Source organism: Kineococcus sp. AC630 (assembly GCF_979255925.1).
This window is the reverse complement of the sequence record NZ_CEEDMJ010000016.1, coordinates 115,995-133,873: the sequence shown is the minus strand read 5'-3', so window position 1 is coordinate 133,873 and position 17,879 is coordinate 115,995. Positions and strand designations below refer to the sequence as shown.

Sequence of the window (17,879 nt, the reverse complement as noted above, 5' to 3'; positions counted from 1 at the left end):
TTCCGCCCCCCGCACGGCCCCTTCGAGGGCGGAAAGTGTTGTTTCCGCCGGGGACCGGGGGCCGCGTCGGGGGGCCGGGGCCCTGGCGGTGGTCGCGGGCGTGGCCGCCGTCCTGGCCGCGGCGACCCTGACCGCCGCCGCGACGTGGCTGATCGTCCGGGCCGCGGACCGCCCGCCCGTGTTGACCCTGTCCGTGGCGGCCGTCGTCGTGCGCGCCGGCGCCACCGCGCGGCCCCTGCTGGTCTACGTCGAGCGGCTGCTGAGCCACGATGCCGCCTTCGCCCGGTTGGCGCGCTGGCGCTCCGACGTGATCGCCGCCCTCGCCCCGCGCCTGCCGGGCCCGTTGTCCCGCAAGCGGTTCGGACGGTCCGGGGAACTGCTCGTGCAGCTCGTCGAGGACGTCGACGCCCAGGTCGACGGGCTGCTGCGCTTCCGCCACCCGGTCACCGTGACGCTCGTCGCGCTCGCCCTCGCCCTGCTCGCCGCGACCCTGGTGAACCCCTGGTTCGCGCTCGCCGTCCTCCCGGGTCTGGCGGTCCTGGTGCTCGCCGCGCCCGCCGTGGCGGGGTTCGCCGAGCGCCGCGACCACGACCACCGCGCCGACGTCGGAGCCCTGGCGGCCGCGACGGTGGAGACGCTCGACGCGGTCGAGGACCTGCGCACCCTCGGTGCCGTCGACCCGCTGGACACCCTGCGCCGCAGGCAGTCCGCGTTGACCCGGGCCGAGACCCGGCAGTCCCGCGCCGCGGCCGCGACGGCGGCGCTGGCCGCGCTGGGAACCGGCGCCGGTGTCGTCGCGCTCGCCGTCACGGCCTCGCTGCTGCCCCACGACGGGAACCCCGCGTGGATCGCCGCGGTCGTCCTCGCCGGGGTGACCGTCGCCGACGCGGCCCGCGGCCTGCCCGACGCCGCCCGCGCCCGGGAACGGGCCCGCGCGGCCCGACGCCGCAGCGAGGCCCTGCTGGCCACCCCCCTCGCCGCGGTCGAACCCGTGGCGCCCCAGCCGCTCGGTGCCCCTCAGCGGGTGGTCGTGAGGCTGCGCGGGGTCGTCGCCGGCTGGGAGGAGGACTGCCTGCGCGGCGTGAACCTCGACCTGGTCGCCGGTGAGGTCGTCGCCGTCCGCGGCGCGTCGGGGTCGGGCAAGTCCACCCTCGCCGCGGTACTGCAACGCTTCCTCGACCCCCGCGCCGGGAGCGCGACCCTGGACGGCGTCGAGCTGGGCGCGCTGACTGGCGACGACGTCCGTTCCGTCGTCGGCCGCGTCGGCGACGACGAGCACGTCTTCGCGACGACGCTGCGCGAGAACCTGCTGCTCGCCGCCCCCGGGTCCGACGACGACGCGCTGCGCGCGGCCCTGCACCGCGTCCGCCTCGACGACTGGTTCACCGCCCTGCCCCGGGGACTGGACTCCCACCTGGGCGACGGTGGGGAGCCGATGTCCGGCGGGGAACGGCGGCGGCTCGCGATGGCCCGCGCCCTGCTCGGCGACGTCCGGGTCCTGGTCCTCGACGAACCCTCCGAGGGCCTCGACGAGGAGACCGGTGCGCGGCTGCTGGCAGACCTCCTCGACGCCCGGGGCAGTCAGGCCGTGCTGCTGCTGGCCCACCGCACCGAGGGCGTGGACCGGGCCGACCGGGTGCTCGACCTGGTCGACGGGAAGCTGGTCGAGGCCCCGGTCCTCACCCGATCGGTCTAGTCACAACTGTCCACCGTTGGTTCATCCGTGCTTAACCTTGGCCCCCGCTCCGCACCGACTGGCGCAAGCCTGACCGGAGGGTCAACCCCGTGCTCGAAGTCTCCGTACGCCCCCGCCACCTGCTGATCACCCTGCTCGTCGTCATCGCCCTGCTGAGTGCCGCGAGCTACGCGTTCCTCGTCGCAACCGCTGGACTCGGCGTCGACGCCGGACCGGTCGTCTCGGCCCGCAAGTTCGTCGACGTCAACGCCGAGACGAACCTCCCGTCCTGGTTCTCCGCGGTGCTGCTCACCGTCGTCGGGTTGGTGACCTTCGAGTTCGGCCGGCAGAAGTTCGTGGCGGGGACGCGCTGGGCCTGGCACTGGATGATCCTCGGCGTCGGGTTCTGCTACCTCTCCCTCGACGAACTCGTCGGCCTGCACGAACGTCTCGTCGAGCCGATGACCGCGATCGTCGGCGACAGCGGGGTCTTCAAGTACGCCTGGGTCGCGGCCGCGCTGCCCGTCGTCGTGGTCGTCGCGTTGTTCTACGTCCGGTTCCTGCTGGCCCTGCCGCGGCGCGCCGCGGCGTTCGCCCTCCTCGGCGGCGTGCTCTACGTCGGCGGGTCCGTGGGCCTGGAGATGGTCGCGAACCTGTTGAGCGACAAGGGCTTCGACGAGGCCGGTCTGTTCCTCGGCACGCTGCAGGCCGTCGAGGAGGCCTGCGAGATGGTCGGCCCGGCGATCTTCCTCGCCGTCGTCGTCTCGCTGCAGCAGCGCGAACGCGCCGTCGACGTGTCCGCACCGCGGGTCAGCGTCACCAGCCGCTAACGTGTCGTGATGGGTCGCTCACTGATCTGCCTGCTCGTCGTGCCGCTGCTCGCCGGGTGCGCGGCGGTGACCCCGTCCGCGACCACCACTCCGTCAGCGTCGACCGCCCTCGTGACCCGGGGCACCCGCGCGACGAACTCACCGATGCTGCCGGCCTACACCTCGGTGATCTCCCCCGTCGGTGATCTCTCCGCCTCGTGGCGGGCCGGGTGCCCGGTCGCCCCGGCGGACCTGCGCGTGGTGACGGTGACGGTGATCGGCTTCGACGGGAGACCCGGAACGGGACGCATCGTCGTGGCCGCCGACGTGGCCCAGGCCACCGCCGACGTCTTCGGCTCCCTCTACGCGATGCGCTACCCCGTCGCCCGGATGGAACCCGTCGAAGCGTTCGGCGGTTCCGACGACGCCTCGATGGCCGCCGACAACACCTCGGCCTTCAACTGCCGGGCCACGACCGGCGGGACGGGGTTCTCCGAGCACTCCTACGGCACCGCGATCGACCTGAACCCGGTCGAGAACTCCTACGTGAAGGGTTCCACCGTCCTGCCCGAGGCGGGCCGGGCCTTCGTCGAGCGGAAGCCCGCGCCCGGCGTGGTCGTCGCGGGGGACGCCGTCGTGCGTGCCTTCGCGGACCGCGGGTTCTCCTGGGGCGGGGACTGGAACTCCCTGAAGGACTACCAGCACTTCTCGATCTCGGGCGACTGATCCTCAGCCGAGCAGTCGATCCACGTCGACCTGCACGGTCGCCACACCCAGATCGAGGGCAACGACGTCTCCACGCCCGTGCACGGCGGTCGGGGTGAAGAACCCCTCCACCAGCAGGTACGTGGCGAGGCTCCCGGAGCGGGGGTCGACGATCCAGTACCGCGGGAGCCCAGCGGCTGCGTACTTCGCCATCTTGCGCAGCAGGTCGTCGCCACGGTTGGAGGAGAGGATCTCGACGACGAGTTCCGGGGTACCGGTGAACCGGGCTTGTGAACCAGCTGAGGCCGAAGCGCGGTCGTAGACCATGACGTCCGGGATGAACTCGTCGCGCTGAGGCTTCCAGCCCCAGCCGGTGTTGACCCGGTGGGTCGCCGGCAGGGCAGCTCTGATGAGCCAGGCGAGCTCGTTCGCGATCAACTGGTGCTGTTCACTGGGGCCTGGGGTCACGACGAGCTGCCCGTCGATGTACTCGGCACGCGGATCCTCCGGAAGGCTTTCGTACTCCTCCCAGCTGAGCGAGCGCCCCACGGTGAACTGCGACGTCAACGTCTGCTCGGTCAAGTGGAGCACCTCCTCCGGGTCTCAGGACAGCCTAGCCCCGGAGCGCGTCGGCGGGGCCGCGCACCACACCCGGCCCCGCCACGCACTCCCCGAAGATCAGACCCGGTCGAAGACCCCGCGCTGACGCGGCACGTTCGCCGTCGTCGCCACCGGCTGGGACACCGTCAGCAGCGAGCTCGGCACCTCGGCCAGCTCACCGCAGAACGAGGCGCCCGCCATGGCCTTGTGCAGCAGCCGGGCCGAGCGGTGGGTCCCCCGCACGACGTCGTCGACGCGCACCGACATCGCGGGGACGTCGGTCGCCGCGTGCAGCAGCGCGCGCAGCGCCTCGGGCGAGGACGTGACCCGCTCACCGGCGAGGACGCACAGCGCCCAGTCGGCGCCGACGTGCGCGAGCGCCGCCTGCTGGGCCTTCTCGCGGTCGTCGGCCCAGAAGCCGGAGACGACCGTCACCGCGGGGTGCAGCGTCGCGTCGAAGGCCGCGCTCCCCGGGGCGAGGTGGTCGGCGGTGTCGTAGACGACGACCTCGTCGGCGACGCTCACGAGACCCCGCAGGTCGTGCTCCAGAGCCGGCGCGAGGGTCGCCGTGTCGGTGGTGCCCTGCAGCACGAGGCACGCCGCGAGGGTGGTGCGAGAGGTGCTGGCCATGATCGTCTCCGTCGGTCGTCTGCGTCGGTCGTCTGCGTCGTCCTGCCCGGGCGCCTGTCCTCACCCTCGTACGAGCATCGGCAGGAACCCCCCAAACGTTTCGCACGTCACAACCTGTTTACACAGCGTTGACATTCGAACGGTCCGTTCGCGAGGTGACCACGGCTCAAGCACGGGCCCCGACCTGCCGATCACCCCCGGGTGTCCGCCGTTCCCGCCGCCCCCGCCGTCGACTTCCTCGGCGTCGCGAACCGGACGCTGACCGACCTCGCCCAGCGCGTCGGCCTCCCGAGCTGGTGGATCGGACGCACCGAAGGTCCCGACCAGGTCATCCTCGCCGTGACCGACCCGCTCTTCGGCCTCACCCCCGGCGACGCCCTTGCCTGGGCCGACACGCACTGCCGCCGGGTCGTCGAGGACGGCGTCGACCCCGTCCTCGCCGGGTTGAAGAGCGTGCCCGTCTCGCTGGCCCCCCGCGCCGTCGGCCGGGAGCTCGGTGCGGTCTCCCTCATCACCGTCCCGCTGACCGGGCCCGACGGCACGGTCCTCGCCACGCTCTGCGGAGTCGGCGGCGGCAACGGGGCCCACCTGCACGACCTCGTCCCCAGCGTCCGGCTGCAGGGGGACCTCCTGGGCGCGCTGCTGGCGGCGGAGCTGGAACTCACGGAACGTTCCCGCGCGGCCGAGCGCAGCGCGCAGTCCGAGCACGCCGACGAGGTCACCGGCGTCGCGCCGCCCGAGGCGTGGCAGACCGCTCTGATCGCCGAGGAGGCCCGGGCCGCCCGGCACGCGGCGCCGGTGTCCCTCGTGCTCATCGACCTGCCCGACCTCGTCGACGTCAACCGTCGCCTCGGTTTCACCGCCGGGGACGGGCTGCTGCACCGCACGGCGTCCACCGTCGGCGCCCGGTTGCGCAGCGGTGACCTCCTCGCCCGCATCGCCGGGGACCGGTTCGGCGTCCTGCTGCCCGGGTCCGGGCTGGAGGGCTCGCGCGCCTTCGTCGAGCGCATCCGCACGGCCCTGGCGGCCGACGGCGTCTCCGTCCGCATCGGTGCGGCGACCCGCGACCGCGCCCACGGGCTGCTCGCGACGTGGGCGCGGGCCGAGGACGCCATCGCCGCGGACACCGCCTCCCGCGTCACGTCCACGCCGCCCCCGCCCGCGCGGACGACGTCCGGCAGCGACAGCACCCTCGATGCGCTGCTCGACCTCGCCCGACGCCAGATCGGGGCCGAGTTCGCGTTCATCTCCACCCTCGAAGGGGACCGGCGTTACATCCGCAACGCGGTCTCCCCCTTCCCGACCTCGCTGACCCCGGGCACCGACGTCACGGGGCGGCGATCGCTGTGCGACCGCGTCCTCTCCGACGACGCCGCACTCGTGGCCACCGACACCTCCGCACCGGAGTTCGAGGCCCACCGCGACCACCTGCTCCGCGAGGGTTCCTACGTCGGCATCCCGCTGCACCGCCGTGACGGTTCGCTCTACGGGACGCTGTGCACCGTCTCCCGGGCCCCGGACCACAGCCTGCGGCCCCGTGACGCCGAGATCCTGCGCGCCGTCACCGGCGCGGTGATGGAACTCGTCGAGGAGGAGGACCGGTCCCGCCGGGCGCGGCGCGGCAAGCTCGCCCGCCTCGACGACCTCGACGCCGCCGGCGGACCCGTCGTCGTGTACCAGCCCGTCGTTGACCTCGCCACGGGCGAAGCCGTCGGAGTGGAGGCCCTCAGCCGCTTTCCCCACGGAACCCCCACCCCCGACCGCTGGTTCGCCGACGCGACCGAGGTCGGCTGCGGGGAGGAACTCGAACTCAGCGCCCTCGACAACGCCCTGCACGGGCTCCCGGTGCTGCCCGGGTTCCTGGCGCTGAACCTCTCCCCCGCGACCATCACCACCCCCGGCCTCCTGCGCCGCCTCGAGCGGCTGCCGCTGGACCGGATCGTGCTGGAGATCACCGAGCACTCCGCCGTCGCCGACTACGCGTCCCTGCTCTCGACCCTGGAACCGCTGCGCCGCCAAGGGTTGCGCATCGCCGTCGACGACACCGGCGCCGGCTACGCCTCGCTCTCCCACGTCCTCGCGATCCTGCCGGACTTCATCAAGCTCGACATCTCCCTCGTCCGCGACATCGACACCGACACCTCACGCCGGGCGCTCGCCGCGGGGTTGGTGACGTTCGCGAGCGCGACGGACGCGCTGATCATCGCCGAGGGGATCGAGACGGGCGAGGAGCTCGCAGTGCTGCGGGACCTCGGGGTGCAGTTGGGGCAGGGGTACCACCTCGCCCGGCCCGCACCGTTGCGGGTCTGAGGAGTTCCACGGCCTTGCTGCCGGGGTCAGGCGGGACGCCGACCTGGGCTACTGCTCGACCGCAGCGTCTGGGCCAACCGGTCACGGTTCCCGACGTCCTCCTGTCACCGCGCGACGACGCGAGCGAAGGCCGACGTGACGGGGGCGGGGTCAGAGTGGTTCGTCGAAGGGCTCAGCTGCCCGTCCGGCTCGACCCGCCTGTTCCGGGGCGCGGTGTTGGGCTCTCACCTGCGCGAGCGCCTCTGCGAGACGCTCACTGACGTCGAGCTGACGTTCCAGGAGCCGGCGCGCGCGTCGCGAGAACTCCTGCGGCACAGGACCCCCGGGACCGTGTTCGACCCGGTCGGCCGCGACGGCACTGGACTGGGCGGGAACGTCGACTTCGGCGTGGGCGGTGCGCAGCAGTTCTTCGGCGGCGGACACGTCCTTGTCCAGGGTCTGCAGGACCTCCGCCCACGCGTACCGCCACCCCGAACGGTGCTCGTTCCCCGTCGCGGGACGAGGTGGTTCTCGGACGGGTCCCACCGCTTCGATCACAGCTCACCGGCCACCGAGGTGCCCGCCAAGACCTCCAGGGCAGCCTGCCGCCACGCCTCCGCCAGGGGCTCGACCGTCTCGACGCGGACGGAGGCCGTGCGGTCGGCGTCGCCGGTGACGTTCGCGGTCACCAACTCCTGCACCATCCAGGTGTAGAGAGCGATCAGCCCCGGTCCGGCCTCCCACTTCGTGGCGTCCAGCCCGACCTGCAGCTCCCGGATGATGTCCTGCGCGTGGAGGAGGTTGACGTGGGCGGTCTCTCGATCGCCGCTGCGCTGGGCGTCCTCGGCACGCTTGAGGTCGAGCACGAGGCGGTCGTAGAGCATGACGAGCAGCGTGGCTGGGCTCGCCGTGGCCAGGCTGTCCGCGAAGTAGCGGTTGGCCTGCACACTCCGGCCGTACATCGAGGTGGTCATCGCGTGGATCCTCCGGTGGGTCTGGCTCGTTGCGGTCCATCGGCGACGGACGCGGAAAGCGGAGACGTGCACGAGCCCCGTGCGCTACGGGATCGTTCCCTGCAACAGGGCCGAGCACAGGTCGCGCAGCTCTTCGACGGCGGCGAAGTCGTACCTGCGACCGGCGGGGTCGACGAGGGAACGAACCCCGCGCAACCGGTCCAGAGCACCCCCGGGGTCGCCCGACTGCGCTTGCGCCTGCGCGGTCAGCCAGTCGCAGTACTGCTCCTCGATCCCGGAAGCGCGGAGCTGGTCGGCGAGCACGCGGGCGAGATCGGCCTCGCCCACGCCCAGCAGCACCCGGGCGAGGAAGTCCGTGGCCTGCTGCCAGACGAGCCCCGAGGGTTCCAGCTCGCGGACCGCCTCGAACGCGTCCACCGCGCGCTGCAGCTCACCCGAGCCGATGCACGCCCGCCCGAGGTCGAGGGCCACGGCTGCGATCGCGCCCCGGTCCGCCGCGCGCTGTTCGAGCAGCTGGTCCAGGGCGCTCTGGGCGAGCTCGGCGTTGCGAACACCCTTGCGGCGGAGTTCGTCAGCGGTGGCGTACCCGTGGTGGACGAGGCGCAGGGCGTCTTCGGGGACGTGTGTGGCACTCCCCGACCGCACGGGCCCAGGAGCTTCTGCGGAGACGTGGGTGATGCGCTCGTGGACCCGCCCCTGCCACGACGCCCCCGCACGGCGGAAGAGTCGGGCCACGGTGAAGGCGTAGGGCAGTTCGGACGTGGAGAGGTTCTCGATCGGCACCAGGAGCCGCTCCTCACCGGTGGTGACCAGCAGTCGGCGCAGCGCGTCCCGATCCGCGTGCACGACCTCGTCCGCGTCGAGGCTGAGGACCCACTCACCCGTGCAGTGACCGAGGGCCTCGTTGCGGGCGGCCGCGAAGTCGTCGCGCCACCGGCCCTCGACGACCTGCACCGGCCAGCCGCGAGCCCGACGGACGGTGTCGTCCTGGGAGCCCGTGTCCAGGACGACGACCTCGTCGACGACCGCGCACACCGCCTCCAGGCAGGCGTCGATCCTCGAAGCCTCGTCGCGCACGATCAGGCAGGCGCTCAGCAGCGTCACCGGAGGGGGCGAGGAGGTCATCACACGGCGGCGTCGAAGAAGACGGGCACGTGCTCAGCGGGGTCCAGCTTGCCGAGGGCCCGGTGGTGAACGCGGGCCTGGACGATTGCCTCCGCGAGCTGCCGGCTCACGTCGAGCTGACGCTGCAGCACCGAGGATGCGTGCTCGACGAGGTCACCCGGCAGCGGGCAGGAGAGCTGCGGCGCCGACCACGAGGGGAGGGTGACCTCGTCGGAGAACTCGGCGCCCCGGTGCAAGGCCTCGAGGAGCTCCTCGGCGGCGTCGACGTCGAGCTCCACCTCCCGCAGCGCGGCCGCCCACTCCTCCGCGGGCGTGTCGACGGCCACCTCCGGGGCCGAGGTCGCGTCGGGAGTTGCCGGGGACGTCACGCGAGCCCGTCCCCGGTGGCCGCGGCGGCGCCGGCCTGCTCGAGCGCCGCCTGCCGCCACGCCTCCGCGAGCGGCTCGACGACCTCCACCCGACAGCTTGCCGTGATGGTGGCGTCCCCCGACAGGTTCGCGGTGATGAGCTGTCGGACGATCCAGGTGTAGAGAGCGCTCAGGCCGGCCGCGCCGTCCCAGACGCTGGTGTCCAGGTTGTTCTGCAGCTCGTGGACGAGGTCCTGGGCGTGCAGGAGGGCGAGGTGCGCTGCCTCGCGCTGGCCCGCCACCTGGGCGGCCTCGGCGCGCTGCAGGTCGAGGACCAGCCGGTCGTAGGCCATGACCACCAGGGTCGACGGACTGACCGTGCCCAGGCTGTCTCCGAGGTAGCGGTTGGCCTGCACGCGCCGGTAGTTGGTCATCGCGGTCATGCGGTCGTCCTCCAGAGGTGGCGGGGGTTGCGCTCTTCCATCGGCAACGGAAGCGCCGGAACGAGCCAGGAGAACCACGAAAGGCCGTCCCGGTGCCTGCGCACCGGAACGGCCTGTCGCTTCAACGTCCTCAGCCTCCCGAGCTCAGCCCGGCGAGCTGCCCGGAGAGCCAGCTCGACTGCGACTGCAGCTTGCCCAGCGTCGTCTCCAGTGCCGCGTAGTACTTCTGGTAGCGGTCCTTCTTCTGGGCGAGACGGACGTCCCAGTCGGAGATGCGGTCGGTGAGGTCCGCGATGGTCGACTTCTGCCCCGTGATGGCGGCGGTGATCGACCCGTCCGAGCTCGATCCGCTCAGCTTCAGATCACCTACGGCACCGACGGTCACCTTGCGCAGGCGCTCGACGAGACCGAGGTCAGTCGAGGAGGAGTCCACGGACTTCGCCGACAGGAGCTTCTGGACGGCAGTCGGGTTCGCCGTGTAGGCGGTCGTGAACTTGGCCTGGTCGAAGGTGAGCCCTCCGTCCTTGGTCGACTGCACACCGAAGGTCGCCGCCGAGGTAGGCGAGGACCCGAGGGCGCTCGTCACCGCCGTGAGGATCTGCGACTTCAACGTCCGGAGGGTGTAGTCCCCTCGCAGGGTTCCCCCACCGGTGACCTTGCCATCGGCCCCTGCGATCCCCGCCCGGGACTGCAGGGTGATGTCGTCGAGGGCGGTGTTGGCCGCGTCGACCAGGGCCTTCACGGAGTTCACGACCGAACCGGTGTCGGCCGCCACCGAGACCGTCGACGTTCCCGTCGCGGCCGCGGTGATCGAGACCCCCGGCATGACGTTGACGAAGGTGTTGGTGGGCGAGGTGATCGCCAGCGAGTTGCTGGTGCCGACGATCGTCAGGGACGCGTCCGCGGCGGCCGAGAGCGTGGTCAGCCCCGCGGCCTCGGTGCCGTTGCCCGCGTAGGCGGTGCCGGCCGCCTGACCCGTGGTGGGGACGAGCTTGAAGTCCCCGCCCTTCGCGCCGGTGGAGGTGGAGGTGATCTGCAGGCGGTAGGAATCCGTGCCGACGCGGAGCGCGACAGCTCTGATCCCGAGGCTCGACGCCTTGTTGATCGCCGCGGCGACGTCGCTCAGGGTTCCTGCGCTGGGACTGATCGTCCCGACGATCTTCCCGTCGCTGACCACGTCCAGTGGGTAGCCCAAGGCGGTTGCCGCAGTCGCGTCGGCCGCGGAGAACGCCGCCGTGCTGACCACCGAGCGGCCACTGGCCAACGCGGTGACGTTCACGGCGAGGGAGCCCGAGGCCGCGGAGCTGTCCGTCGTCGCCGTGATCGCGACGTTGGACGAACTGGCGGTGGTGGCCGTCCAGGTCGCGGCCTTCTGCAGGGCGTCGGCGGCGGACTGCACGGCGGCGAGCTTGGAACTCACCGACTGGAAGGCCGTCACCTTGAGGTTCGACGCGCTGACCGTGGACTTCAGCTTGGTCTGCGCGCTGGCGTCGGCGTTGAGCAGCTGGGAGATGATGGTGGTGGTGTCGAGGCCGCTGACGAGCCCGTCGACGACTGACGATGAGACGGTGGTGGACACGACGGCCCCTCTTCCGTGACTTGTGGGTACTTCCGTGTGGGGAACGACAGGCAGGCGGGGAGCACCAGGAGTCCGGTGCTCCCCGCCTGGTGGAGGTCACAGTGGTCGTGCGGTGACCTCCGAGGTCACTCAGCCACGCAGCAGGGTGAGGATGTTCTGCGAGGAGGAGTTGGCCTGCGCGAGCATGCTCGTGCCGGCCTGCGAGAGGATCTGGCTACGGGTGTACTTCGACATCTCGGCCGCCATGTCGGTGTCGCGGATGGCCGACTCCGACGCGGTGATGTTCTCGATCGAGACGCTGATGTTGTTGATCGCGTGCTCGAAGCGGTTCTGGAGAGCACCGATGCTGGCGCGAGCGCCGGAGACCTGCGCCAGCGCGGCGTCGACGGACGTGATGGCCGACTGAGCCGAGGAGACGCTGGTCAGGACGCTGGAGGCCACACCGAGACCAGCGGCGTCCAGGTCCCCGATGGAGAGGGACAGCTGGTCGTTCGCCGTGTTGTTCGAGCCGACCTGGAACACCGCGCCACCCGCGGTCGCCGTGCTGGACGTAGCCGCGGAGATGCCGAGGACGGTGCCACCGACCGCGGTAGTCGTGAACGCGGAGCCGGTGGTGGCGTTGGTCAGAGCCTTGGAGGAGTCCAGGCTCAGCTTCCAGACACCGTTGCCAGAGTCGGTCACCGTGGCGGTGAGGGACCCGGCGGAGAGACCGGCACCCGTCAGCGCGCTGTCGATCCCGGCCTGCACCGCGGTCTGGTAGGAGCTGGCGGTGGTGTAGGTACCCGCCGCGACCGTGACAGTCGTGGCGGCGAGGGCCGCATAGGAGCCTGCCGCGTTCTGGACGCTGGCGAACGCGACGCTGAACTGGTTGCCGCCCGTGGTGGCGCCGCTGACGACCACACCGCCCGAGGGGACGGTGATGCCACCGGCGAGGTTGGCGGGCTTGACGCCGTACGTGCCGTCGAGCAGCTTCTTGCCACCGAACGCGGTGGTGTCGGAGATGCGGGTCAGCTCGGAGCTCAGCTGCTGGAACTCGGTGTTGGCGGCGGTCTGGGCCGCGGAGTCCTGCGAACCACCGTTGGCGGCCTGGACGGCCAGGTCACGCATGCGCTGGAGGATCGAGGTGGACTCGCTCAGGGCGCCGTCAGCGGTCTGGGCGACGTTGACGCCGTCCTGGGCGTTGCGGGCGGCGACGGTGAGGCCACCGATCTGCGAGCGCAGACCCTCGGAGACGACCAGGCCGGCTGCGTCGTCGGCAGCCTTGTTGATGCGCAGACCCGAGGACAGCTTCTGCAGCGAGGAGTTCATCGCCTTGTCGGTGCGCTGCAGGTTGTTGTACGAGTTGAGCGAAGCGATGTTGTTGTTGACGCGAAGACCCATGATCGATTTCCTCCGTGAGTGGGGTCTGGGGGTGATGTCCGCCGTCCGTGGCCTGACAGTTCATTCATCGGCCTGCGAGCCCAGCACCTGAGCCCTTGGCTGCGTGGCAAACGGGTGATGCTTCTGCGCCTCCCGCACCACGACCACCCGGAGTCCCTCCAGGCACGAACGGTCGTGGTCGACTCGCCGGCCGACGGTGCCGCGACCCGAGCGACACTTCAATGCGTCACTATCTAAGCACTCAGAGTCACATCTGTCGCGGAAACGGTCAGCTCAGACCGAGACGCGCAGCACGTCCACGGTCAACAGGCTCGAGCCGGAGGTTCCGCAGTGCCCAACCGCATCCACCCCACCGCTGTCGTCGGCGAGGGAGTCCACCTCGGGGACGACAACGTCGTCGGCCCCTTCAGCGTCCTGGTCGGGCCGCTGCGCATCGGCAGCGGCACCTGGATCGGTGCGCACGTGTGCCTGGGCATGCCCCCCGAGCACCGGGACCACGGCCGGTCCGTGGTGTGGGAGGGCGAACTCGAGGGGGCCGGGGTCGTGGTCGGTGACGGCGTACTGGTGCGTGAGTTCGCCACCGTCCACCAGGGCATCGAGCGGCCCACGGTCGTCGGGGACGGCACCTACCTGATGTCGCGGACCCACGTCAGCCACGACGTCGAGGTCGCCGCCGGAGTCACGATGGCAGCAGGATCCTCGGTGGCCGGACACTCCGACATCGGTCTGGGCGCGACCCTCGGCTTGGGGGCAGTGGTCCACCAGCACAGGTCGGTGGGGGCCGGGGCCATGGTGGGCATGGGCTGCGCGGTCAACCGCGACGTGACCCCGTTCACGACCGTCCTCGGCAACCCCGGACGCGTCGCCGGGGTCAACGCCGTGGCGCTGCGCCGACTCGGCGCCGGGGACGACCTGGTGGAGCTGTGGCCGAGCGTGGTGCAGGGAACGGCCGAACTTCCCGACAGCGCACCACAGGAGGTGCACGCGCTCTGGTCGGCCTGGCGGGAAGGTCGGGGCCTCACGTCCTGACGCGACACCGCTTCCCTGGTGACGCTCCGCGGTTTCGCGAGCACGTTAAGCTCCGGCCGTGCAGCGTCACCCGCAGACGGCCCCTTCCCCGACGGACGCGGGATCCTCGGCCCTGGCCGAGGCGTCCTGGCAGGACGCCGTCACCGCTCCCGTCCCCCGCCGCGCCGACCTGCTGGACGTCACCTCGTGCCGACCCCGCGCACATCGCCGGATCAGCTTCCACCGCAACGTCCCCGTGGAGCTGGTCGTGCGTGCGTGGCGGCCGTTCGCCACCTACTCCGGCCTCGACCTGGAGGTCGAGCTCGGGCCGTACGACGACTCGCTCTCCTCCGTGGTGGACGGCACGAGCGACGTCGACCTGCACGTGGTCTTCCTCGACCCTGCCCGCTACGGCGATCACCTGAGCCCCGCGGCACTGGCCGACTGGCTCGTCGAGCGGGTCGCGTCCTCCGTCCTGAGCTCCACGGCCCCCGTCCTGGTGCTGAACTGGGCCGAGGAGGGGCCACGTGCCGACGGTTTCAACGAGACCCTGGCCACCAGGACCGCCTCGCTTCCGGGCGTGGAGGTGGGAGACCTCCGCCAGGTGCGCCGGGAGCTCCCCGTCGCCTGGACGGACGACCGGATGACGGCCGCCACCGGCGGAACGGGGTGGGCGGACGCCGCCGTCCTGAGCACCGCCCGGGCCCTGGCCGTGCGGTGGATCCCGGCGCTCGTCCTCCCCCCGGTCAAGGCGGTGGTCGTCGACCTGGACGGAACGCTCTACGACGGGGTCCTGGCGGAAGACGGTCTGGACGGCGTCGTCCTCACTCCGGAGCACGCGCGGTTGCAGGAGGACCTGCGCGGGCTGGGCGAGGCGGGGGTCCTGCTGGCCCTGTGCAGCCGCAACGATCCGGCCGACGTCGCGGCGATGTTCGCCGGACGGACGGACTTCCCGCTGCGCCCGGAGCACTTCTCGCAGCAGCGTGTCTCGTGGGGCAGCAAGGTCGACGCCCTGGAGAGCATCGCCACTGCGCTGCGGATCGCCCCGGACAGCCTCGTCCTGCTGGACGACAACGTCGGGGAACTCGCTCAGGTCGGTGCCGCCCTGCCGGAGGTGCGGACCGTGCACGCCCGCGGTGCGACGTCCTCCCGGCGCGCTCTGGAGCACTGCCCAGGGTTGTTCCGGTTCCGCCGGACCCCCGAGGACGTCCTGCGGACGGCGGACCTCGCCGCTGCTCAGCGGCGCGACGCACTGCGGAACCAGGCCCGTGACCGCCAGGAGTACCAGCGCCACCTCGACCTGCACCTGCACTTCGCCGTGGACGACCCGGCGAGCCTCGACCGCTTGGCCGAGCTGACGCAGAAGACGAACCAGTTCAACACCTCGCTCGAGCGGCGCACCGCCGGCGCCCTCGAGCACGCCCAGCGCGAGGACGGGCTGCGCGTCGTGGCGGTCAGCCTGCGGGACAGGCTGTCCGACAGCGGGACGGTCGCCGTGGTCCTGGCCCGCCAGGAGGAGGACCGACTCGTCATCGAGGGCGTCTGCATCTCGTGCCGGGCTCTGGGACGAGACGTGGAGGACGTCCTCGTGCGGCAGGCCCTGCTCCTGCTGGCCGGCGACGGGACGCGTGAGGTGGAGTTCAGGTTCACCCGGGGGGACCGCAACGAGCCGGCCCTCTCATGGCTGCAGAGCTTCGCCGGGCAGCTCGATGAGGGTCGGAACGGGCGCGCGGTGGTGTCCTGGGACCCCGGGGGAACGCTCAGCCGCGTTCGGTCGGCACCGGTGACGATCGTGGTCGAGGAGGAGGTCGTGTGAACCAGGCGGACGTCACGAGCAGGGTCTGGGAGCTCGCTGGGAAAGTGCTCGGCGTTCCCGTGCCCCCAGAGGGCCTGCGCCGCTCCGCGACGCCGCAGTGGGACTCGCTGAACCACGTGGAACTCGTCTTCCTCGTCGAGGACGCCTTCGGCGTCGTCCTGGACGTCGAGGACGTGGGGAGCCTGGAGGACCTGCAGTCGTTCGTCGAGGCGGTCGAGCGATCGGTGCCGTGACGGACGCTCCTCGGCCCGGTGGACCCGGGGTCGACCTGGGGCTGAGCCGCCGCTCCAACTCCACGCCGTTCCGCGCATGATGACACGCTGTTGCGTCAAGAAACGTAGGGTGACAAAGCGGTGGTCCACGAGGACACCGGCGGCATCCAGTCCCAGGGAGGCGTGGCCGTGCAGCACCCGTTGCGAGTGGCCCTCATCGGCGCCGGGTCCATGGCGTCGAAGCACGCCCGCGTCATCGCGGAGTCGGCGCAGACCACCCTGACGCAGGTGATCGACGTCGACGTCGCCCGCGCCCACGCCCTCGCCTCGGAGTGGGGCGGGACAGTGTCGGACGACCCGATGGACGCCGGGCACGCCGACGCCGTCGTCGTCGCGTCCTCGTCCCACACCCACGCGGGGATCGCCGCGGCGCTGCTCTCCGCCGGGGTGCCGCTCCTCGTGGAGAAGCCATTGGCGACCACCGCGGAGGACCTGCTGGCCCTGCACCGCACGGCTGCAGTGACCGGCACCCCCCTGACCTGCGGATTCGTCGAGCGGTTCAACCCGGCGGTGCAGACCCTGACCGAGGTCGTGGCGGGGGCGGGTGACGTGGTGCACGTCTCCAGCCAGCGCTACTCCCCCCCGAACGCACGGGCGAGCAGCGGCGTCGTCGACGACCTGCTCATCCACGACCTCGACGTCGTGCTGCGCCTCGTCCCGGGCCGGACGGTGGCGGCCCTCGACGCCCGGTGCTGGACCCCGCCGGGAGGGCGCTGGCCGGAGTCCAGCGACGTTCTCGTGCGGTTCTCCGATGGCACCACGGCGAACCTCTCGGCGAGCCGCGTGCACCAGCGCAAGATCCGCACGATGACTGTCGCCACGTCCACCAGCACGTGCGAGGTGGACCTGCTGCGTCGCTGCGTCACGGTCTACCGGGACGTCCTGGAGGACCACGTGACCGACGGCGCGGCCTCCTACCAGGCCCAGACCGTGATGGAGATCCCGTTCGTGCGCAGCTCGGGCGAGCCCCTGGCGCTCCAGCTCGCCCACTTCGTCGAGCTGGTCCGCGATCCCCGTACCGCTGCGCGCGAGCTGGAGGGTCTGCTCCTCCCCCACCTGATCGCCCTGGAGGCGGCGGGCGAACCCGTCGCGGCGCTGCACCGGTACGCGGCGTGAGCGCGGTCGAAGCGGCGCCGGCGCTCGTCCGGTTGAGCCGGCCGGCGGTGACCCCCGAGATCGAGGAGGCCGTGCTCCAGGTCCTGCGCAGCGGTCACCTCGCGTCCGGGCCCCGCGTGGAGGAACTGGAGGAGTTGTGCTGCCGGATGGCCGGCAGCCCGTACGCCGTCGCCGTGGCCAACGGCACCTGCGCCCTCGAGGCCGCGTTCCAGGCCCACGGGATCGGTCCCGGTGACGAGGTGATCACCACACCCCTGACCTTCGCCGCGACCCTCAACAGCATCTGGCACACCGGTGCCGTGGTGCGCTTCGCCGACGTCACCCCGGACTTCACCATCGACGTCGACTCGGTCCGCTCGCTCATCGGCCCTCGCACCGCGGCCGTCGTTCCGGTGCACCTCTACGGGATGCCCGCCGACCTCGACGCGCTGGGGGCGTTGGCCCGCCGGCACGACCTGCTCGTCGTCGAGGACGCAGCCCAGGCCCACGGGGCCACCATCGGCGGCCTGCCTGTCGGGAGCCGCAACACGGCTACGTTCTCGTTCTACGCCACCAAGAACGTCGCCGCCGGCGAGGGGGGCGTCGTCACCTGTCACGACGCGGCGATCGCTCGGGAGATGCGGTTGCTGCGCAACCAGGGCATGGAGCAGCGCTACGCCTACGAACGCATCGGGCGGAACCTGCGCATGACCGACCTGCACGCCGCCGTGGCCGTCCCGCAGCTGCGCGCCCTGGGGGCCACCAACCGGGCCCGCGCCGACGTGGCCCGCAACCTGACCGGCTCCCTCACCGGAGTCGACGGTCTCGTCCTGCCTGCGGAACCGCCGGGCCGGCGTTCCGCCTGGCACCAGTACACCGTCCTGCTGCCCCCGGACGTCGACCGTGGCCAGGTCGTCGACAAGGTGCGGCGCGCGGGGGTGGAGACCGGGGTCTACTACCCCCGGCTGGCCTGGGACCACGACGTCTACCGGGCTTCGGACCGCGTCGTGGCCGACCCCACTCCCCTGGCGGCGGAGGTCGTGCAACGTTGCCTGTCCCTGCCCGTGCACCCGGGGGTCGCAGGGGCCGAAGCCCGGGTGGGTGACGCCCTACGGGTCGCAGTGAACTGAAG

General features: G+C 71.9%; 18 protein-coding genes. 9 read left to right on the top strand and 9 right to left on the bottom strand.

What is annotated here, in order from left to right; translation table 11 throughout:
- From cydC to AC0I8G_RS17675, 3 genes are all read left to right on the top strand, one after another.
- The coding region (gene cydC / locus AC0I8G_RS17685; protein ID WP_471731102.1) for a thiol reductant ABC exporter subunit CydC at positions 1-1,696 on the top strand (1,696 nt) is incomplete at its 5' end.
- An 89-nt stretch (positions 1,697-1,785) separates the two neighbouring features.
- A complete protein-coding gene (locus AC0I8G_RS17680; protein ID WP_471731101.1) occupies positions 1,786-2,505 on the top strand; it encodes a hypothetical protein in 720 nt (239 codons plus the stop codon).
- 9 nt (positions 2,506-2,514) lie between these two features.
- Complete coding sequence (locus AC0I8G_RS17675) at positions 2,515-3,210, top strand: M15 family metallopeptidase (RefSeq protein ID WP_471731100.1); 696 nt, start codon at positions 2,515-2,517, stop codon at positions 3,208-3,210.
- Between the two features lie 3 nt (positions 3,211-3,213).
- On the opposite strand, the gene AC0I8G_RS17670 is transcribed toward AC0I8G_RS17675, so the two are convergent.
- Together AC0I8G_RS17670 and AC0I8G_RS17665 are read right to left on the bottom strand one after the other, a co-directional pair.
- Positions 3,214-3,771 (bottom strand): Uma2 family endonuclease, encoded by a 558-nt coding sequence (locus AC0I8G_RS17670; RefSeq protein ID WP_471731099.1) that lies wholly within the window; start codon positions 3,769-3,771, stop codon positions 3,214-3,216.
- 96 nt (positions 3,772-3,867) lie between these two features.
- The gene (locus AC0I8G_RS17665) at positions 3,868-4,419 is read right to left on the bottom strand and encodes a hypothetical protein (protein ID WP_471731098.1); all 552 of its coding nucleotides are present in this window, start codon (positions 4,417-4,419) and stop codon (positions 3,868-3,870) included.
- 201 nt (positions 4,420-4,620) lie between these two features.
- On the opposite strand from AC0I8G_RS17665, the gene AC0I8G_RS17660 reads away from it, so the two are divergent.
- Positions 4,621-6,729, top strand: coding sequence for an EAL domain-containing protein (locus tag AC0I8G_RS17660; RefSeq protein ID WP_471731097.1), 2,109 nt, complete (start codon positions 4,621-4,623; stop codon positions 6,727-6,729).
- Positions 6,730-6,879: 150 nt separating this feature from the next.
- Here AC0I8G_RS17660 and AC0I8G_RS17655 read toward each other — a convergent pair whose 3' ends face one another.
- From AC0I8G_RS17655 to AC0I8G_RS17625, 7 genes are all read right to left on the bottom strand, one after another.
- Entirely contained in the window at positions 6,880-7,254 is a 375-nt protein-coding gene (locus AC0I8G_RS17655) for a hypothetical protein (protein ID WP_471731096.1), read from the bottom strand.
- Between the two features lie 8 nt (positions 7,255-7,262).
- Positions 7,263-7,682: a flagellar export chaperone FliS gene (fliS, locus tag AC0I8G_RS17650; protein ID WP_471731095.1), complete on the bottom strand. Its 420-nt coding sequence runs from the start codon at positions 7,680-7,682 to the stop codon at positions 7,263-7,265.
- An 84-nt stretch (positions 7,683-7,766) separates the two neighbouring features.
- Positions 7,767-8,807, bottom strand: coding sequence for a tetratricopeptide repeat-containing glycosyltransferase (locus AC0I8G_RS17645; RefSeq protein ID WP_471731094.1), 1,041 nt, complete (start codon positions 8,805-8,807; stop codon positions 7,767-7,769).
- Positions 8,807-9,175 (bottom strand): hypothetical protein, encoded by a 369-nt coding sequence (locus AC0I8G_RS17640; protein WP_471731093.1) that lies wholly within the window; start codon positions 9,173-9,175, stop codon positions 8,807-8,809. Before AC0I8G_RS17640 ends, AC0I8G_RS17645 begins: the two co-directional genes overlap by 1 nt.
- The gene (locus AC0I8G_RS17635) at positions 9,172-9,597 is read right to left on the bottom strand and encodes a flagellar export chaperone FliS (RefSeq protein ID WP_471731092.1); all 426 of its coding nucleotides are present in this window, start codon (positions 9,595-9,597) and stop codon (positions 9,172-9,174) included. The genes AC0I8G_RS17640 and AC0I8G_RS17635 overlap by 4 nt, the downstream gene beginning before the upstream one ends.
- Positions 9,598-9,727: 130 nt before the next feature.
- Positions 9,728-11,176: a flagellar filament capping protein FliD gene (gene fliD / locus AC0I8G_RS17630; RefSeq protein ID WP_471731091.1), complete on the bottom strand. Its 1,449-nt coding sequence runs from the start codon at positions 11,174-11,176 to the stop codon at positions 9,728-9,730.
- Positions 11,177-11,305: 129 nt separating this feature from the next.
- Positions 11,306-12,556 carry a flagellin N-terminal helical domain-containing protein gene (locus AC0I8G_RS17625; RefSeq protein WP_471731090.1) on the bottom strand — a complete coding sequence of 417 codons (1,251 nt, stop codon included), beginning with the start codon at positions 12,554-12,556 and terminating at the stop codon, positions 11,306-11,308.
- Between the two features lie 330 nt (positions 12,557-12,886).
- Between AC0I8G_RS17625 and AC0I8G_RS17620 the strand changes: the two genes are divergently transcribed.
- The 5 genes from AC0I8G_RS17620 to AC0I8G_RS17600 all read left to right on the top strand — a co-directional run bounded on the left by AC0I8G_RS17620 (position 12,887) and on the right by AC0I8G_RS17600 (position 17,877).
- Complete coding sequence (locus AC0I8G_RS17620; protein WP_471731089.1) at positions 12,887-13,585, top strand: UDP-N-acetylglucosamine acyltransferase; 699 nt, start codon at positions 12,887-12,889, stop codon at positions 13,583-13,585.
- Between the two features lie 58 nt (positions 13,586-13,643).
- Positions 13,644-15,380: an HAD-IIIC family phosphatase gene (locus tag AC0I8G_RS17615; RefSeq protein WP_471731088.1), complete on the top strand. Its 1,737-nt coding sequence runs from the start codon at positions 13,644-13,646 to the stop codon at positions 15,378-15,380.
- Positions 15,377-15,613 carry an acyl carrier protein gene (locus AC0I8G_RS17610; protein WP_471731087.1) on the top strand — a complete coding sequence of 79 codons (237 nt, stop codon included), beginning with the start codon at positions 15,377-15,379 and terminating at the stop codon, positions 15,611-15,613. Before AC0I8G_RS17615 ends, AC0I8G_RS17610 begins: the two co-directional genes overlap by 4 nt.
- 120 nt (positions 15,614-15,733) lie before the next feature.
- Complete coding sequence (locus tag AC0I8G_RS17605) at positions 15,734-16,768, top strand: Gfo/Idh/MocA family protein (RefSeq protein WP_471731086.1); 1,035 nt, start codon at positions 15,734-15,736, stop codon at positions 16,766-16,768.
- Positions 16,765-17,877, top strand: a complete 1,113-nt coding sequence (locus tag AC0I8G_RS17600) for a DegT/DnrJ/EryC1/StrS family aminotransferase (protein WP_471731085.1) — start codon at positions 16,765-16,767, stop codon at positions 17,875-17,877. Before AC0I8G_RS17605 ends, AC0I8G_RS17600 begins: the two co-directional genes overlap by 4 nt.
- The last annotated feature ends 2 nt before the right edge of the window (positions 17,878-17,879 follow it).

What these genes read in the sequence shown, in the direction of transcription:
- AC0I8G_RS17675 (WP_471731100.1), top strand. Translation starts at nt 2,515, where the DNA reads ATGGGTCGCTCACTGATCTGCCTGCTCGTCGTGCCGCTGCTCGCCGGG.
- AC0I8G_RS17665 (WP_471731098.1), bottom strand. Translation starts at nt 4,419, where the DNA reads ATGGCCAGCACCTCTCGCACCACCCTCGCGGCGTGCCTCGTGCTGCAG.
- fliS (WP_471731095.1), bottom strand. Translation starts at nt 7,682, where the DNA reads ATGACCACCTCGATGTACGGCCGGAGTGTGCAGGCCAACCGCTACTTC.
- AC0I8G_RS17645 (WP_471731094.1), bottom strand. Translation starts at nt 8,807, where the DNA reads ATGACCTCCTCGCCCCCTCCGGTGACGCTGCTGAGCGCCTGCCTGATC.
- AC0I8G_RS17635 (WP_471731092.1), bottom strand. Translation starts at nt 9,597, where the DNA reads ATGACCGCGATGACCAACTACCGGCGCGTGCAGGCCAACCGCTACCTC.
- AC0I8G_RS17625 (WP_471731090.1), bottom strand. Translation starts at nt 12,556, where the DNA reads ATGGGTCTTCGCGTCAACAACAACATCGCTTCGCTCAACTCGTACAAC.